Genomic DNA, 17,312 nt, shown 5'->3' on the forward strand with positions numbered 1-17,312 from the left:
GGAGCAAATACCAGTTCATACATATTCGCTCCATTCATCATGTATGGATACGGTTTTGATGTATTAAAAATGAATTCCACTTTTACAACAGAAACCAAAAGGTTGTGTTTTGTTTGCATGAAGCAAGGATGATACAGGCATGTATCATATGCAAATATAAATATTTCCTTATATAGGTTGCTCTCCCTTTTAATTTATGCGCTATTTATAGTCGGATTACAAAGAATTTCCTATATTTGTTATGTTAATCTATGAGATTTTTCATTAATGTTCTGTCTACTAAGAAACTTCAATATTTCAAAGAACAATTTTTTATATTTTAATAAGATAGTAATGTGGTATTATAAGATATAGCTATATTATGAAGAACCTGAAAATAATAAATTTTATACTGTTTATCATTCTTCCTTTCCCAGTCTTTGCCAGCTATGAGCATTTTAAAGTTTGGGATATGTCGGATGGGTTATCGAATAATACAGTAAAATCTATTACCCAAGATCATCTGGGATTTATTTGGCTGGGAACGTTTGACGGACTGTGCAAATTTGACGGAGTTGATTTTACGATCTTCAGACATGATCTTCAGGACAGTTTGTCTATCATAAATAATCATGTGGAAGTCGTGGCTTCGGTGAGAGATGAGCTTTGGGTAGGAACCGAACGGGGATTGAATCTTTATTCTTATAAAGAGAATAATTTTCGTTTGTGCGAATGGATTCTTCCGACAGGTGAAAGACAAAAGATAACGGAAAGCATCAAAAATATCGTAGTGAATCAAGAGAGTGTCTTTATATTGACCTTTTCGCATCAACTATTGGTGCGTAAAGAAGGATGTGTCTTTGAACCGTGTGACTATAAAAAGAATATAGAATGGCTGTCTATTTCAGGCTATAAAGAGGGTTTATTGATCGGACATGCCACCGATGGTTTGTATGTCATTGATCCCGATGAAATGAGGATTCGGGCTCATTTCCCGTTTGACTCAAAGATACTGAGCGACTGTCTGTATTACAGTACAAATAAAGATATGATTTTTCTTGGTTTTGGTATAGGCTATCCAAGTCTCGCTTTTAGGATGAACAAAGAGAATAGCCTTGAAAAGTTGGAAGTCAGGATACCGTCAAGCGTAAAGACAATTGTCGATTATAAAGATGAAACATTATTTGGAACAGATGGAAACGGGCTGATGGTTTTTAATGAATCAGGATGTTCCGACATTTCTTCGGGGGAAAGTGATATGAGTAGTGATGCCATTTATTCATTGTTTGTAGATCGGAGACAGAATCTTTGGATTGGTACATACCGGGGAGGGCTGAATGCAAGTTCGGAACATTACGACTGGTTTCAGTCTTTCTGCATACAAAATAAAAAACTCTCGTATGATATGGTAACCGCTGTCGTTTCTCAAAAGGAACGGTTGTATGTGGGACTGGACGGCGGAGGACTGAATATTTATGATGTAAAAAATGACAAGCTACTGAAATATACAACGCATAATAGCGGCATTTCGGGAGACAATCTTTTGTCGTTATCAGTGGATGATGATTTCGCCTGGTTGGGAATATATGGCAAGGGACTCAGTCGCTATTCACTATCCGGTCACACTTTTAAGAATTATGTCTTGCCACCGGTTAAAGATAAAGAGAGTGCAAATAGAATATGGCAGATAAAGGACGATGGTGAGGGTAATATTTGGATTATAGCCGAAGACGTTTATTGTTTCAATAAAAAGAGCGAGACATTCACGGTAATCGACAATCTGAGTAACCTGAATGCTTTGAATATTATATTTGAAAACGATGTCATTTGGGTTTGTACGATGGGATATGGGCTTTATAAATTTGACCGGAAGACGACAGAACCTCTTGAACATTACTTTAAAGAATCAGAAAAAACTCCCATCCCCGGTAATATGGTACGGTATATGTTCATTGATTCCCGGAATCAAGTATGGTTCTCGATAGAATATGCCGGTTTATATAAATTAGACCAAAGTTCCGGGGAAGTCACTCCGTATGGAGTTGAAAGTGGCCTGACGGATACAAATGTAGTGGGGATGTTGGAAGACAAGTCCGGTTATTTATGGGTGAGTACATATAATGGCTTGTTCCGCTATAATCCTGTCAATGGAAAGTTTATTCGTTTTGGTAAGGAAGATAACTTGACTTCTACCCAATTCAATTATAACGCGTGTTTTCAAGAGGGTGATGCAATGTATTTTGGAAGTACGGGAGGATTGTTCAGTTTCAAACCGGAAGATATTAAATATGACGGTGAACAGGTCAATCATGTGTATTTTACCAATCTTGAACTGTTGAATCATGAGAATAAAGTTGTGAGTCTCTATGGCATACAACCGGAGGATATACACTTGTCATATGATCAGAACTTCTTTACGATTCATTTCTCAACGCCGGAGTTGATTTCCCCTGACAAGGTACAATTCTCTTGTTATATGGAGAATTTTGAAAACGGCTGGTCTGAAATCTCCCATGCCCGACAGATATCCTATACTAATATTCCCCCCGGAGAATATTATTTTTATGTCAAGGCTTCCGACAATGAAGGGCAATGGACCGATAAGGCATCCCGCCTGAAGATTATTATCACACCCCCTTGGTGGAAAACCACTTGGGCATTGTCGCTTTGGGGCCTGCTAATCCTGGGACTTATCATTTTTATATTCTGGCTATACCGTCATGAATTGAATATAAAACATTTGGTACATTTGAATGAGATAGAGAAGAAAGCGGCTAAGAATATTAACGAAGCAAAGCTAAGCTTTTATACGAATATTACGCATGAACTGCGTACGCCTATTTTTTTGATAACCTCTCCTTTGGAGGAACTTCTAACGAGTAGGGAGGGCAGAGGGCCTGTTTCGGTTCCTAAATCTTTCCTGGTGAGTATGTACAGGAACGCTATGAAACTGAACAAGCTGATTAGCCGAATTATAGACTTCCGTAAACTGGAGTCCGGAAAGTTGAAACTCGAGCCGCAATCACTAAATCTGGTCACTTTCTGTAAAGACTTGACGGTGGATTATGAAGCTCTCTGCCAGCAGAAGAATATTATTTTTCATTTCTTGCCGTCACGGACAATTATTCGTGTCGAGTTTGATCCCGAAAAGATGGAGATTCTTTTGTCCAATCTCATTTCCAATGCTTTTAAATATACCCCGGAAGGAGGGAAAATCGTATTATCTATCGATGAAACGGACGAAAAAGTAACGCTAGTGGTTGAAGACAATGGCATCGGCATTCAAAAAGAATTTCAGGAAGTTATATTCGATCGCTTTTTCCAGATAGAAAATACCGAAATATTCTCTACGGGGGATGGTATCGGGCTTTCCTTTGTAAAGCACTTGGTCGAACTGCATGACGGAACGATACGCGTGGAAAGTGAACTGAACAAAGGGGCTAAATTTATAGTTGAGCTTCCCAAAAAAGAAAGAGTGGATGAACCTGTTTCTTCGGAAGAAGAAATCATTATTGTGCCGAAATCTGTAAAAGAGAATATGCTTGTCGTGACAGAGTCGGCCTCTTCCCCGGCAGCCCCCCACACCTTATTAATAATAGATGACGAGAGCGAGATACTCGATATGCTGGAGTGCTTCTTAAGCAGTGATTTTAAGATATTGAAGGCAAGTAATGGTATGGATGGACTTTCTTTGGTGCAGACCGCATTGCCCGATATCATAATCTGCGATGTGATGATGCCTAAAATGAGTGGGACGGATTTCCTGCAATTGATGAAAGGAGATAAGAAACTGGCTCATATTCCTGTCATTATGTTGACTGCCAAAACTTCAGAGGAAGACCAAATGGTGGCTTTTGATTGCGGTGCGGATGCTTATCTGACCAAACCGATTTCATTAAAATATCTTCGTAAACGTATTGATCAACTGTTGGCGCGTGTAGAATCGGCAGAGGTGGTGAACTCATTGGCGAAAACGGAAAAGAAATACTCGAAAGAAGAGCAGAAGTTCCTGTTGAAGTGCCGGGAAGTTATTGATAATAACCTGAATAATTCCAGTTTTGAGATAATGGCTTTTGCGGAACACATGGGGATGAGTCATTCCACCTTGTACCGTAAAATAAAAGGGATGACCGGAATGACTGTTGTTGAATTTATAAATGAATACCGGCTGTTCAAAGCCGTTCAATATTTTAAGGAAGGCGAGACGAATATTGGTACGGTATGCGCTAAATGCGGATTCAATGATGTGAAACATTTCCGTGATCTTTTCAAACGTAAGATGAATATGACTCCCAAACAATATGTGCTTAGTTTATAGCCGGATCTGATTATTTGATTCACTTATTCACGACGGATTCTTCCGAATCGCCCAATAGCCGAATTTCACCCTAAAAAAGCCGAATTTCTCCCCTTTCAGGCAATGCATCCTGTTTAGTTTTGCGACAAAACGAGGGTGCAATGCCTTGAATAGTTAATTTTAAAATCAGTTTTATGGAAAAACATTTTTTCTTTATTTCGTTAAGGAAGACTTTATTCCTGACAGCGACATTTGTTTTATTAATAGGAAACACGCAGCCTTCCTATGCAATGCTAGGAGTAGACGAGGAGTTGCAGGTTATGCAGAACGACATAGTCAAGGGACGAATCGTCGATACAAACGGAGAAGCGGCGATATCGCTAATGCGCAAAAGTATCTGAATGAGGTAAGAAGCCATATCAACTTGGCTCCTAAAAACCATACAGGAAGCCAATTGTTTGAAGACATCATGAACGAGCGTCATCTGGAGTTTGGAATGGAAGGCTTCCGGTTCTTTGACGTGGTACGTGTAGGATGGGGAGAGAAAGTCTTTAACGGAACCAAGAAGGCGGAATTTGGAGCTAAGACTCCTTTCAGCGCCGGTGCGGAAGTATTGCCTATACCTCAAACCGAGATTGATATTAGTGACGGTTTAATAACTAATTAATAAGGAAATAACAATTCGCAAAAATCATAATAGCATGAAAAGGAATTTAGTATTGCTCGGAATCTGTCTCTTGGCCGTATCGTTCGTTGGAGAGGCCTTTGGACAGAAGAAAAAACCTCGTATCGGTATTGCCGGTATACAGATAGAAAACAGCGTGTTCGTCCCGAATAGGCAGCCGCTCGTAGGACACCCCGTAAGAATGCCGGACTATCTCAGCCCAGACTCCGCAATGGGACAGGCGGCCACTTGGCTTCCCACGCAGATTGGCTATGGCGGTGGAAGAGGCCCCGTGACAAAAGAATCGTACGACGCGTTTGTGGAAAAAACATTGGAGATGATCAAGGCCAATATGCCATATGACGCTTTCTGGTTTTATAACCACGGAGCTTGTAGCGTGGAAGGCGTAGCCGATCCCGAGGGCGAATTCATGGAGAAGGTGCGTAGCTTGATCGGAAACGATGTCTTGACTACCACCACGATGGACCTTCACGGAAATACGTCTTGGTTGGTAGCTCTCAACTCCGATTTGATTACGACTTATCGTCAAGCACCGCATGCGGATTCTCGTGAATCACATCGGCGAGGGGTTGTCAATTTGTTGGAACGTCTTGAATCAGGGAAAGGGCGTCCGGCATACAAGGCATGGGTTGCTGTTCCTGTCCTAGTTTCCGGCGAATGGTCGAGTACCCGTGTCGAGCCTGCGAAATCGCTGTACGCATTGGTTCCCGAGGTTGAAGCCATGCCCGGAGTGATAGACGCAGGGATCTGGATCGGTTATGTTTGGGGAGACAACCCACGGAACCAAGGAACCGTGATGGTTTACGGTGACGATGAGGAACAGGTAAAAGCCGGGGCGAAGAAACTCGCCCAGAAATTCTGGGATGTCCGTAAGCAGTTCTCGCTGGAAGCTCCGGGATATTCGCTCGAGAAATGTATCGATTTGGCAATAGCAAGCAAAAAGAAGCCTTTCTTTATCAGTGATATGGGAGATAATCCCGGCGGAGGCGGCTCAGGCGAGGTCACTTGGACTTTGGCGAGACTCTTGAAGCGTCCGGAATTCCAGACTGATAAGGGAAAGAGCGTTCTTTATTGCTCCATCCCGGGAGAAGAAGTGGTTAAGCAGGCACGTAAGGTCGGCGTAGGCGGACACGTAGAAGGCATGGTAGGTGCCATGGTCGATAATTCCTACGAAGGTCCCGTGAAATTGTCGGGTACCGTGGTTTATGTCAGTCCGGAAGAAGACAAGAACGCGGAATCATGGAGACGGAAAAGAGATATCGCTATCGTAAAGACCGGAAGCGTTTATGTGGTAGTAGGCACATCGTCTCCCACTCCAAACCTAGAGGGTTCAGGAATTGACCCGAAGGAAATGGATATCGTAATGGTTAAACAGGGTTACCTTGTAACCCAATGGTACAATATACAAGCGGATTGGGTGATGGCTTTTACAAGGGGAGGCGTGGATCAGGACTTCAAGAAGCTTCCCTATAAGAATATCGTGAGACCGATGTTCCCGATCGATCCAGACATGGCTGATCCGGAATTGAACGTTATCATGGTTCCTTCCGCCAAGCATTACTATGGCAGATAGATCGTATTGATCGATTTTTTACTGCAATGCCTATGCAGTGTTACTGCAATAGGTGTTGCAGTATTACTGCACAGGCATTGCAGCATCACTGCAACCCGGATTGCAGTGATGCTACTAAATTATCCTATATTCCTACTCAATAACTTTCGGACTTGCTCCTCCGTTAAATTCCGGCGGCTCGCATAATCTCTCATCTGCTCCTCATCGATAGAACCGATCATGAAATATTGAGAAGAGGGATGGGCAATATAAATCCCACTAACCGAAGCCGTAGGATACATGGCACCATTCTCGGTTAACGAAACACCAATTCGCGACATATCGAGCAATCCATCCAATGTGAAATTCAATAATTGATCCGGTAGAGAAGGGTAACCGATAGCCGGACGGATTCCTTGGTATTTCACCTTGTAAAGATCCGGGATAGACAAGGATTCGTCTTTAGCATATCCCCAATATTCTTTACGTACTTTCTCATGAAGATATTCGGCTGTAGCTTCCGCTAGGCGATCGGTCAAGGTTTGCAGCAACATTGAATTATAGGTATCGCCTTCTTCCTCAAATTTATCCTTCAAACAATCAGCGCCAGCTCCAGCGGTAACGACAAACGCCCCTACATAATCAGTTCGCTCCTCGGAAACCGGTATTACATAATCGGAAAGACATTTATAAATATTTTCCTCTTTTTTTACTTGCTGACGTAATAAAGGCAGCGCTATATCACCCATTCGGATCGTATCCCCTTCACTATTCGCTGAGAAAAATCCGTAAATCGCTTTACAATATTCAACCTTCATATTGACCAGCCGATCCAATAACCTAACAGCATCCTTGTATAATTGCATCGCCTCGGTAGCCTTCGCACGATCTTTTTCCGGGAATCCGGCCAACCAAGAGGCACGACAAGAATCGCAACCATGTATCTGGGAGATTTCCGAGAAACGGCCATTCAATTTCCATGCGCTAAAAAAGAAGGTCCAGTGGATATAAGGAATCACTTCTTCCAAGGGGATATAAGGGATAACATGTACCCCCATCCGGGCCGGAACAACCGGTGTATACCCGGTCCAATCTATTTCTATCGGATGCTTACGAGCCTCTGAAAGAGAAGCCAAGGTCTCTTTCTTCTGCCCTAAAGAGGCACGCAAGGCTTCTTGTTCTTGTTCCAACTCCCTGATATAAGCGTCACGGGTATCTGGATTCAATAGTTTGGCGGCGATCAACGGATTCTGTGAGGCATCCAGCACATGAATCACCGGATAATCATAATGCGGAGCGATCTTCACTGCCGTATGCAATTTGGAGGTCGTAGCGCCACCCACCATCATAGGAATCGTAAGTCCCGCTTTCTGCATCTCGTCCGCGACATGCGCCATCTCTTCTAAAGAAGGGGTTATCAGGCCGGATAAGCAAACCAGATCCGGTTTCTCCTCGATCGCTTTCTTTATGATCACATCTGCGGGAACCATTACCCCTAAATCAATCACCTCGTAGTTATTACAAGACAATACGATAGAGACGATATTCTTACCTATATCATGTACATCCCCTTTTACCGTAGCGAAAATCACTTTACCGGCCTTTGCGGAGCCGGAAGCTTTCTTTTCAGACTCAATGGCCGGTTGTAAAATAGCCACGGCCTTTTTCATCGTACGTGCGGTCTTCACGACTTGAGGGAGAAACATCTTTCCGGCACCGAATAACTCGCCGACCTTATTCATTCCGCTCATTAACGGACCGTCAATTATATCCACGGCATGCGGATAAATCCGCAAGGCTTCTTGTAAATCGTCCTCCAAATAGTCTCCGATCCCTTTGATTAAGGCATGTTCCAAACGCTCCTTCAATGAAAGCTCACGCCAAGCCTCATGCTTCTCCGGAGTTTCTCCGGAAGCTTGAACATGTAAATTTTGAGCATAAGTAATTAATTCCTCGGCAGCTTCCGGACGGCGTGCCAAGATCACGTCTTCCAACAAGGTACGGAACTCCGGCTCTATATCCTCATAAAGTACGGAGGTAGACGGATTCACGATACCCATATCCATCCCCTTCCCGATCGCATGATATAGAAATACGGAATGCATAGCCTCGCGTACATGATTGTTCCCCCGGAAAGAGAAAGATAAATTACTTACACCACCACTCACCTTCGCGCCCGGCAAGTTCTTCTTGATCCATTCAACGGCACGGATAAACGCCAGACCATAGCCATTATGTTCCTCCATACCGGTAGCGATCGCCAATACATTCGGGTCAAAAATAATATCTTGGGGATTGAAATCGATCTTTTCAGTCAATAGGCGATAGGCCCGTTCACAAATCTCAATCTTTCTTTCATAGGTATCCGCCTGCCCCTTCTCATCGAAAGCCATCACGACCGCAGCCGCACCCAGTTGCTTAATACGGGCGGCATGTTTAAGGAAGACCTCCTCTCCTTCTTTCAAGGAGATGGAATTCACGATGCTCTTTCCTTGCACGCACATCAAGCCTTCCTCGATCACTTCCCATTTAGAAGAATCGATCATGACGGGTACACGGGCAATATCCGGTTCGGAGGCGATCAAGTTTAAGAATGTCTTCATTTCTTTCACGGCATCCAACATACCATCGTCCATATTGATATCGATCACTTGGGCGCCATCCTCCACTTGCTTACGAGCGATCGTCAACGCTTCCTCATAACTGCCTTCTTTTATCAAGCGTAAGAATTTCCGAGAACCGGCCACATTACAACGCTCTCCCACGTTCACGAAATTATTCTCCGGTTTCACCTCCAGCAGTTCCAAGCCCGACAGCCACAGGCAATCCGGTTTCAAAGCCGGGATATGCGGTTTAGCTCCTTTCACCAACTCCGGATACCGGGAGATATGCGCTGGAGTCGTTCCGCAACAGCCTCCGATAATGTTCACTAATCCCTCTTCCACAAAAGGCTTCACATGTTGGGCCATTTTATCCGGCGTCTCGTCATAGGTACCAAAACTATTCGGCAATCCGGCGTTCGGATAAGCGCTGATATAATAGGGGGCATACTTCGCCAACTCTTGTAAATAGGGCTTCATATCCGCCGCTCCGAAAGAGCAGTTTAAGCCAACCGAAACAATATGTGTATGCTGTATGGAAGCTAAGAAGGCCAATAAAGTCTGTCCGGAAAATGTTCGTCCACCTTGCGCAGACAAAGTCAAAGACAACATAATCGGCAGGTCTTTTTCTTTCTCTTTCAACACGACCTCAGCCGCTTCCAATCCCGCTTTTACGTTCAACGTATCGAAAGTAGTCTCGAAAAGGATGATATCCACCCCGCCATCAACAAGTCCCTCGACTTGCTCCTTGTAGGCATTATACAAATCTTTATAAGTTACGGCACGATAAGCGGGATCGCTTACATCCGGACTCATGGAAGCTGTCTTATTGGTAGGACCGATCGATCCGGCCACGAAGATCGTACGATCCGGATGCTCTGCCATATAGGTATCCGCCACTTCCCTCGACAATCGGCCGGCGGCCAGATTTATCTCACGTACATAGGCCTCCATCGCATAATCTGCCATGGAAATAGCATTCGCGTTAAACGTATTCGTAGCGAAGATATCCGCTCCCGCATCCAAATACTGACGATGAATAGACTGGATTACATCCGGGCGGGTGATACACAATAAATCATTGTTCCCCTTCAATTGTCCCGGAAAATCGGCGAAACGTTCGCCTCGGTAATCTTGTTCGTTTAGTTTGAAACTTTGGATCATGGTACCCATACCACCATCCAAGATCAAAATGCGCTCATTCAAGAGTCGCAGAAATCGTTCCTTATTCATAAATATGTTTTACCTTTCTTGCGTACATATAACTATATCCCCGGAGGATCCATACCACAGCGATGGCGAAAAACAGACGGGTAGGCACCACCCAAAGAACGGGTACCCCTATCGCGGCAAAGATGATCGTATCTTCCAACAGGGAATGGCACACGGCCAAATGATGGTTCAGCAAGTTGCCGTCACCGTAAGACAACTTCCTCTGCTCCATTTGCTCTACCATAATAGCCCCGCCATAAGCCAGTCCGACCACATTACCTACCAACCACAAAAAAGCGGCATCTTGAGGCAAGCCAAATAATCGCATCAGTGGAGAAAAGACCGAGGACAATCCTTTCATTAGATTAAACTCTTCCAATATATAATGAAGGATCATTAAAGCCGTAACAATTATCAAAATAGAAATCACCACCTTCATCGAGCTGGTAAACCAAAGTACGAATACTTCCAACCAATTATCGCATACAGCCGCGCTTTGAGCGATCCCGACCTGTCCCCATCCTTCATGGGGCATTACCCAATTCAAAGAAAAGGCGATCACGAAACTCATGATCAAACGGAGCAGCGTCATCTCCCAGAAAGAAGACCCGGTCTTTGCCTGTACGGAGGATTCTACCATTAGATTATGGGAAGTAAGGCACATCAATGCCAATATCGTAGCTTCACGGACTCCTAAAGACATCGAGGTGATCAAAGCGATCGGAGCATATAATGGGGAGAATATACTGGTTATAAAAACAATGGCTGTCTCCCCCGGCAGACCCACCAACGAGAACACGGGCACTAACCAATCCGAGATCTGACCTAATATTCCGGAATATTGCAATATACGGACCAATAAAGAAATAGGCAAAATAATCTTTAGCAGCCATAAACACGTCTTGCCTGCTTTAGGCAGAGCTTTCAGGATACATCCCCAAACCCTACCGATCACGCCTTGCCCTGTTTCCATCTCGACTTATCGTTTGAAAGCCCGATCCATCTCCCGTCGGTCGTCACGTTCCCGGATGGAGTCTCGCTTATCATATTCCTTTTTACCTCGTGCGATCGCGACGACTACTTTCGCCAATCCTTTCTCATTGATAAACAAACGAGTGGGAACGATCGTAAAACCACTAGCACGAACCGCACCCTCGATCTTTCGTAATTCCTTTTTGGTAAGAAGTAATTTCCGGTCCCGCCGTGCGTTGTGATTATTGTACGTACCGTAAAAATATTCGGCGATGTACATATTCTTCACCCACAGTTCCCCTTTTTCCACGATACAAAACGTATCTACCAAACTCGCCTTCCCTAAACGGATCGATTTAATCTCCGTTCCGGTCAGTACGATCCCGGCCGTAAAAGTGTCGAGCAACTCGTAGTCGAACGTCGCCCGCTTATTCTTTATCTGTATGTTATTACTAATCTTCTCCTTCATCTTGTGTTATTCTGTCAAAAACTCAAACCGGGCATCAGCATCGATAACAAAATCTCGATAACTGCCGGAGTCAGTAATATAATGGCGGTTGTAAATCCTACGAACTTCAAGCGGATCTTCTCCTCGACTCCCATATACGGACCAGCGCCTTCCCAAACAATATAGAATGTATAAAGGATAAATATCCGCAAGAAGAAAAACTCGGGAAGCAACATCAATACGATATTCAAAGCGAACATCAACGACGAGGAATACCCGACGAAGCGCAACCACAGTTTCAAATCCTTCTCCCGTTTAAATATACCTTGCCATATCTCGTTCATCAGATAAGCCCCGAGGTAAAAACCACCGAACGAGGACACCAATGTCCGGATAGACGACTTCAAGGCCAGCTCTAAATCAAACTCCTTCCGCGTAAACAATACGCCCAGAAAAGCCGCGACAGTAACGAAGCCGATCAAAGGATACACGAATCGGGATAAGAACTCCTCCTGCTTCTCTCCTTTTTTCGCTAACAAGCCCCACGCCTTCGCCGGCTGTGAGATGATAGCGATTACCCACCTAAATATCTCCTTATACATCTCTGTTTACTTTTAAATAGCAAAAGTATATATTTAATTCGTAAAACGCAACGTAAATACGTCGGTAGCCCCCCAAACACATGCGGTTGTATCCGCATTATAGCGTTCGGCATAATTTATTTTAAAGTTTATCTCATTTTGCCCCTCCCTGCTCTCTATCGCTTTGGCTTGGTCCAAAAACTTATCGATCGTAAAAGCGGTCGTATTGATCCATTTAGTGGAATCGCCGGTACCCCCCTCTTGGGTTACCCGGAGATATAGGTTATAGATCCGTTGTCCGTCATCATCTTTTTCCACCTCCTGATCAGGGTTATAGGATAAATTGAAAATATCCTTTTGGTCTACCTGATGATTTACATGTTGGGTTTGCAAGAAGAAACGTCCTTCCAAATAAATACTTTTCTTAAAGTCCAGCGTAACCAGACGCTCCTTGTCCAATACAACCGTAGTATCAGTCAATGTCTCATGCAAAGGCCATACAGCGACCGAATCATACTTATAAATCTCAGCGTTGTAAACACCATTGCCCAATTCCTCGCTAAAATTCGTCTTGAAATCAACCACACAGCAGTCGCCATCTTTCAAATCCGTCCGATTCTCAAACTCAGAGGAAGAGACGATAAAGATCTCCCCTTGATCATCCGCCGTGTAGATACATCGCATAGGATTCTCACGTATCACTCCTACTCGATGATAATTGATGGAATTACTTCCATCCCCCATACAAGAGGTCATTAAGAAAAATAAGGATAAAAATAAGCCGTATAAAATTCGCTTTCTCATCTTCTTTAGTTTATAAGTAAAGGATCTGTTACTCCCCATGTAAACTGGGTACTATCTTTCGGATTAATTTGATCGATATAATGAATCCGAACATACATATCCGCGTCGCGTCCACCTTGTTCTCGCATATCCTTGATAAAATTCGCCAGATTAAAGGCATTGATAACCGCGATAGCCTCCTCTGCCTTATCCTCTGGCTTTCCGGTCGTAGCGGCAGCCCGTAAATATAAGGAATAAATTGATTTCCGATTTTCAACAACTGGTTGTTGAGTCGGATCATAAGTCAGTTGCCAATTTAAAGCCCGGTCTTTTGTTGTCCAACAGGCGGAAGGCAAAAACAAATAATCTTCCAATTTGACGTACAGAACAGAGTCGTTCGGATTAACCGCAAGTATCGGTTGCTCATTTGTCAATAGTTTATGCGTATCCGTAAGAGGACTCTCAGCGTTTTGCTGGTTAACGGCGGTTTCCCCTTGTATCGTCACCGTATAATACCCTTTTTGTTCCGCACCCGTATTTTCCGGCAAGCTAGGATCATAATCAAAACTCACCAACAAGCATTTACCCTCTGAGTATGAGCTCAGCTTCGTCGCATAGATCCAACCGAACCGGGTATTAGCCATCATCAACGCGCTATCTCCATGTTGACGAACCACAGCGGCGGTCGTTCCCGGATTATAGACGTTATTTATGTCTTTTAGGCAAGAGGTAAACAGACCCATGATAACCGCCACCCAGACAAAACCTATTAAATTCTTGTATCTCATTTCACAATACTCCTCTTAAAGTACGCAAAGATACGATCTTTACCCATATACATAAAAAAAACGGCAAAAAAATAGGGCGTATCGATAATCTTCTTATCGGTACGCCCTCAACTTCTATACTAATTTCTTTATGAGTTTTTCACGACTTGGAATAGAACGGTATAAGAAGCCCATTTCAAATCCGTACTATCTTTTTCATTAATCGTATTTAGATAATTGACCTTAAGATTAAAAGACTTTGAATCTTTATTAGCCTCAGCGCTATTCACAGACTCCAATACAGACTTAACATTAAACGCACGGACTTCTCCTATGGATGATGCAGCAGAACCTGTTCCGTCCGCTACTTTAGCGACACGCAAGAACAAGTCATATGTCGGGACATTATCCACCATAGTAGGCTCCTTTGAACGATCCCAATATAAAGTATAAGAATTTTTCTGATCCTTAAACATATCCATTGTTATAAAGAAGAATAAATAACCGTCTACATACACCCCATAGTCGCCATTGCTAAATAGGTTTTTTACAGGTATCTCATTCTGAAGTAAGCTGGCCGAATCTGGCACATTATAAAAGACTGGCTGTCCTTTTGTTATCTCATCTGCCACAGAGATTGTCGCTGTTAAATAACCATTTGTCGCCGCATTCGCATTCTCCGGAGAATTTAGGTCTAATTCATAGTTGATCAAGTAACAAGCTCCGTCAACTACTTGTGCCGATAAAGACGGAGAGTATAATGCTCCCATATTTGTATTCAGTACCGTTTTATATGTCTTTTCAGAAAGACCTGCGACACCAAAGCCGGCACGAGTCACCGTATTATTCGATTCTCCAAGACAAGAGGTCAACAACAATAATGACGCAGCCGCCGCTGCTCCAATTAATTTAAATGCTTTCATAATTCAATTTTTCTATTTTTAAGTATTTGTATTTACACTGTTAATCTATCGAGTATTAAAAACCAAAACGAAATCCGAACTGAAGGCTCATGTTAAACGGCTTCTCCGAATGGATGGTTTCGATCTCGCTACCATTATCAAAATAATAGCTGGCTCCCACCTCAGCGAAAGCGCTTACAAAACGGATAATCGGATAACTTACACCCGCACGGGCATTTACAGACCATAGCCATTCTTTCATTCGAATATGTTCGCTTTGCTTTGCGATCTCTACCTCATCCGAGAATAATTTCATTCTACGTTTGCCTGCGACATTCACTTCCGCCATACCTCCGGCAGAGGCGTAAAACATAAAACGATTCCATTCCGCGATCTTATAAGTCAATGATAATGGAATTCCTATAAAATGCAATCGCTGATCATTCTCTATATGATACGTATTATTCGTACTCCACTCCGATCTTAAGTAAGAATAAGTTAATCCAGTCTGCAAAGAAAAACGATTATTCAAATAACGACTAATTGAGATCCCCACCCCAATAGGCGTCTTATGATGAATATCCGTCTTAGCAGGATCTTTCTTCTCCGCATCGAACGAATTTAAGCTCATCAGATTCTCACTCTTAAGCACGCTGCTATTCGTCACATACTGAGGGACCAGATTATCAGCGCCCATAGAAAGACCTCCACCTCCCATACCGAACCCCCATTTCCGGGACGCAGTCTTCTCCGGCTTCTTTTTAGCAACAGGAGTAGCATCCGCGACAAGTACATCATTCTTGAGAACAACTATCTCATCATTATTCCTTTCAACCTCCGGCTCAACGGTATCTTTCTCATTCGCCGGTATATCAGCAGACATTACCTCCGACTCAGAAATAGGCCGATCCTCTGCGCTCTCTACATTTTGCCGGAACGCTGCCATCCTAGCCTTAGCTCCCACTTTAACCGCTCCAGATGCCGCTTTTGCCTTCACGACCGCAGCAGCAGGAATAGTCGCTAATACGGGTGCTTGCTCCATCGTTTTCTCTACCGGAACAACCGGGGTATCCACGGATGTCGACTCTTGTGAAGACTGTATTTCTTGGGCTATAGGTAGATCTTCCATCTCCCTGTCATATAAATAGATACCACCCGATACGACCAATAAGGAGATCACGGCGGCGGCAACCCAGTAGCGAAGCGTACGACGCAAAGGAACCGGAGCCTTTCCGGGCAATCGATCGGCTATAGCCTCCCAGTCGCCGGGTAGCGTATCCATCTCGAAATCCTCTAGCTTCGATCGGATCGCGTCATCCCATATATCTCTTTCCTTTTTACTCATCTTATCTCAATACAATGCGTTAATTCTACGTTGTAATAACTGCTTGGCACGGGTATATTGGGAACGGGAAGTACTCTCTGTTATGTTCAACATCTCACTGATCTCCTTATGAGAATATCCCTCTATCGCGAACATATTGAATACGGTACGGAAGCCAACCGGCAACTCCTTCACTAGATTCATCAACTCAGCCGCCGACATGTCCGAGATAGCCGAACTATCGGGTTGAATCAGTTCCGCCGTATTGTCAAGATCGGTCGCTTCACGCAACACATCCGACTTTCGCAGATATTCCAACGCACAATTAACAAAGATCTTCCGCATCCACCCCTCAAATGAACCACTCCCTGTATAGGAATCCATACTGGTAAAGATTTTCACGAAGCCATCCTGCAACAAATCACGAGCCGTTTCCCTGTCGTTCACATAACGAAGGCAAACTCCCATCATTTTTCGGGAATACGCATCATAAAGCTCTTTTTGAGCTCGTCTCTCCCCCTTCCGACAACCCTCTATCAGTTGTAGCTCATTCATTCAGTCGTGCCTTGAACGTCTCCCTTCTGGAGACTGTACAATATTAGGATGTAAATAATTAAACAAACGCTGCATTCCGTAGAAAAATTATTTCATAAACAGGGCGGACACTCCGGCCCGCCCTCACGGAACATCTGCAAAGATAAGATGTTCTTATGAATTTCCATGTTAATGAGCGTGAGTATGCTCACTTTTTTTCGCCGGAGGTACCGGACAGCCGGCGCCATTATCTACCGGAACCGCTTCCATACCGATCTTTTTGAAGGCCGCGGCCAAGCGGGTCTTCGAAGTCTTATCCGTCTTGTAAGTCACAATGGCCGTACGGGTGCTCAGATCACATTTCAAGTCGGTCACTCCTTTCTCGAAAGCGATATTTTTCTCGATCTTCTTGATACAGTGATCACAATCCATCGCTTCGATAAAGAATGTCACAGAGTCCTTCTTCTTTTTCGCTTCTTGGGCGAATGTCATCGATACCGTACATACGGCACAAAATAGCAACATAATTAATCGTCTCATAATCAATTGTTTTTTTAATATTAACAGTTCTAATTATCCATTCATATCTACCAAAAGAAAAGCACCACTATAGGCATCGGGCTACACGTATATAGGCGTAGGGGCACACCAGTATACGCATAGGCCTACACGTATA

At 43.7% G+C, this 17,312-nt stretch carries 14 protein-coding genes; 4 read left to right on the top strand and 10 right to left on the bottom strand.

All coding sequences use genetic code 11. From position 1 onward, the window contains the following. The first annotated feature begins 361 nt into the window (after positions 1-361). From ACYIA1_RS08685 to ACYIA1_RS08700, 4 genes are all read left to right on the top strand, one after another. Complete coding sequence (locus tag ACYIA1_RS08685; protein ID WP_272060130.1) at positions 362-4,297, top strand: hybrid sensor histidine kinase/response regulator transcription factor; 3,936 nt, start codon at positions 362-364, stop codon at positions 4,295-4,297. Between the two features lie 173 nt (positions 4,298-4,470). After that, positions 4,471-4,677, top strand: a complete 207-nt coding sequence (locus ACYIA1_RS08690) for a hypothetical protein (protein ID WP_480335030.1) — start codon at positions 4,471-4,473, stop codon at positions 4,675-4,677. 23 nt (positions 4,678-4,700) lie between these two features. After that, positions 4,701-4,943, top strand: a complete 243-nt coding sequence (locus ACYIA1_RS08695) for a RagB/SusD family nutrient uptake outer membrane protein (RefSeq protein ID WP_480335032.1) — start codon at positions 4,701-4,703, stop codon at positions 4,941-4,943. Between the two features lie 34 nt (positions 4,944-4,977). Continuing rightward, positions 4,978-6,534, top strand: a complete 1,557-nt coding sequence (locus tag ACYIA1_RS08700) for a M81 family metallopeptidase (RefSeq protein ID WP_005855465.1) — start codon at positions 4,978-4,980, stop codon at positions 6,532-6,534. 119 nt (positions 6,535-6,653) lie between these two features. Here the strand turns inward: ACYIA1_RS08700 and metH are convergent, their stop codons facing one another. From metH to ACYIA1_RS08750, 10 genes are all read right to left on the bottom strand, one after another. Next, on the bottom strand, positions 6,654-10,346 hold the full coding sequence (metH, locus tag ACYIA1_RS08705) for a methionine synthase (RefSeq protein ID WP_480335035.1): 3,693 nt from the start codon (positions 10,344-10,346) through the stop codon (positions 6,654-6,656). Next, positions 10,339-11,298, bottom strand: a complete 960-nt coding sequence (locus ACYIA1_RS08710) for a nucleoside recognition domain-containing protein (protein WP_005855462.1) — start codon at positions 11,296-11,298, stop codon at positions 10,339-10,341. Before ACYIA1_RS08710 ends, metH begins: the two co-directional genes overlap by 8 nt. A 6-nt stretch (positions 11,299-11,304) precedes the next feature. Beyond that, complete coding sequence (smpB, locus tag ACYIA1_RS08715; RefSeq protein ID WP_005855460.1) at positions 11,305-11,766, bottom strand: SsrA-binding protein SmpB; 462 nt, start codon at positions 11,764-11,766, stop codon at positions 11,305-11,307. A gap of 14 nt (positions 11,767-11,780) precedes the next feature. Next, positions 11,781-12,347, bottom strand: coding sequence for a YIP1 family protein (locus tag ACYIA1_RS08720; RefSeq protein ID WP_480335037.1), 567 nt, complete (start codon positions 12,345-12,347; stop codon positions 11,781-11,783). Positions 12,348-12,380: 33 nt separating this feature from the next. After that, positions 12,381-13,130 (bottom strand): BFO_2992 family lipoprotein, encoded by a 750-nt coding sequence (locus ACYIA1_RS08725; protein ID WP_121961072.1) that lies wholly within the window; start codon positions 13,128-13,130, stop codon positions 12,381-12,383. Positions 13,131-13,135: 5 nt separating this feature from the next. Next, on the bottom strand, positions 13,136-13,897 hold the full coding sequence (locus tag ACYIA1_RS08730) for a BFO_2992 family lipoprotein (protein ID WP_048927726.1): 762 nt from the start codon (positions 13,895-13,897) through the stop codon (positions 13,136-13,138). 128 nt (positions 13,898-14,025) lie between these two features. Beyond that, positions 14,026-14,799 carry a BFO_2992 family lipoprotein gene (locus tag ACYIA1_RS08735; RefSeq protein ID WP_005865187.1) on the bottom strand — a complete coding sequence of 258 codons (774 nt, stop codon included), beginning with the start codon at positions 14,797-14,799 and terminating at the stop codon, positions 14,026-14,028. Between the two features lie 55 nt (positions 14,800-14,854). Beyond that, positions 14,855-16,123: a porin family protein gene (locus ACYIA1_RS08740; RefSeq protein WP_005865185.1), complete on the bottom strand. Its 1,269-nt coding sequence runs from the start codon at positions 16,121-16,123 to the stop codon at positions 14,855-14,857. Between the two features lie 6 nt (positions 16,124-16,129). Continuing rightward, the gene (locus ACYIA1_RS08745) at positions 16,130-16,657 is read right to left on the bottom strand and encodes an RNA polymerase sigma factor (protein ID WP_005865183.1); all 528 of its coding nucleotides are present in this window, start codon (positions 16,655-16,657) and stop codon (positions 16,130-16,132) included. A gap of 168 nt (positions 16,658-16,825) precedes the next feature. After that, positions 16,826-17,176 carry a cation transporter gene (locus ACYIA1_RS08750; protein ID WP_022193096.1) on the bottom strand — a complete coding sequence of 117 codons (351 nt, stop codon included), beginning with the start codon at positions 17,174-17,176 and terminating at the stop codon, positions 16,826-16,828. Positions 17,177-17,312 lie beyond the last annotated feature (136 nt).

It is taken from the genome of Parabacteroides sp. KHUB-02, from assembly GCF_056640955.1.

Excerpts from the sequence above, each read along its gene's own strand:
- ACYIA1_RS08685 (WP_272060130.1), top strand. The coding sequence starts at position 362 with ATGAAGAACCTGAAAATAATAAATTTTATACTGTTTATCATTCTTCCT.
- ACYIA1_RS08690 (WP_480335030.1), top strand. The coding sequence starts at position 4,471 with ATGGAAAAACATTTTTTCTTTATTTCGTTAAGGAAGACTTTATTCCTG.
- ACYIA1_RS08700 (WP_005855465.1), top strand. The coding sequence starts at position 4,978 with ATGAAAAGGAATTTAGTATTGCTCGGAATCTGTCTCTTGGCCGTATCG.
- metH (WP_480335035.1), bottom strand. The coding sequence starts at position 10,346 with ATGAATAAGGAACGATTTCTGCGACTCTTGAATGAGCGCATTTTGATC.
- ACYIA1_RS08710 (WP_005855462.1), bottom strand. The coding sequence starts at position 11,298 with ATGGAAACAGGGCAAGGCGTGATCGGTAGGGTTTGGGGATGTATCCTG.
- smpB (WP_005855460.1), bottom strand. The coding sequence starts at position 11,766 with ATGAAGGAGAAGATTAGTAATAACATACAGATAAAGAATAAGCGGGCG.
- ACYIA1_RS08720 (WP_480335037.1), bottom strand. The coding sequence starts at position 12,347 with ATGTATAAGGAGATATTTAGGTGGGTAATCGCTATCATCTCACAGCCG.
- ACYIA1_RS08725 (WP_121961072.1), bottom strand. The coding sequence starts at position 13,130 with ATGAGAAAGCGAATTTTATACGGCTTATTTTTATCCTTATTTTTCTTA.
- ACYIA1_RS08730 (WP_048927726.1), bottom strand. The coding sequence starts at position 13,897 with ATGAGATACAAGAATTTAATAGGTTTTGTCTGGGTGGCGGTTATCATG.
- ACYIA1_RS08735 (WP_005865187.1), bottom strand. The coding sequence starts at position 14,799 with ATGAAAGCATTTAAATTAATTGGAGCAGCGGCGGCTGCGTCATTATTG.
- ACYIA1_RS08740 (WP_005865185.1), bottom strand. The coding sequence starts at position 16,123 with ATGAGTAAAAAGGAAAGAGATATATGGGATGACGCGATCCGATCGAAG.
- ACYIA1_RS08745 (WP_005865183.1), bottom strand. The coding sequence starts at position 16,657 with ATGAATGAGCTACAACTGATAGAGGGTTGTCGGAAGGGGGAGAGACGA.
- ACYIA1_RS08750 (WP_022193096.1), bottom strand. The coding sequence starts at position 17,176 with ATGAGACGATTAATTATGTTGCTATTTTGTGCCGTATGTACGGTATCG.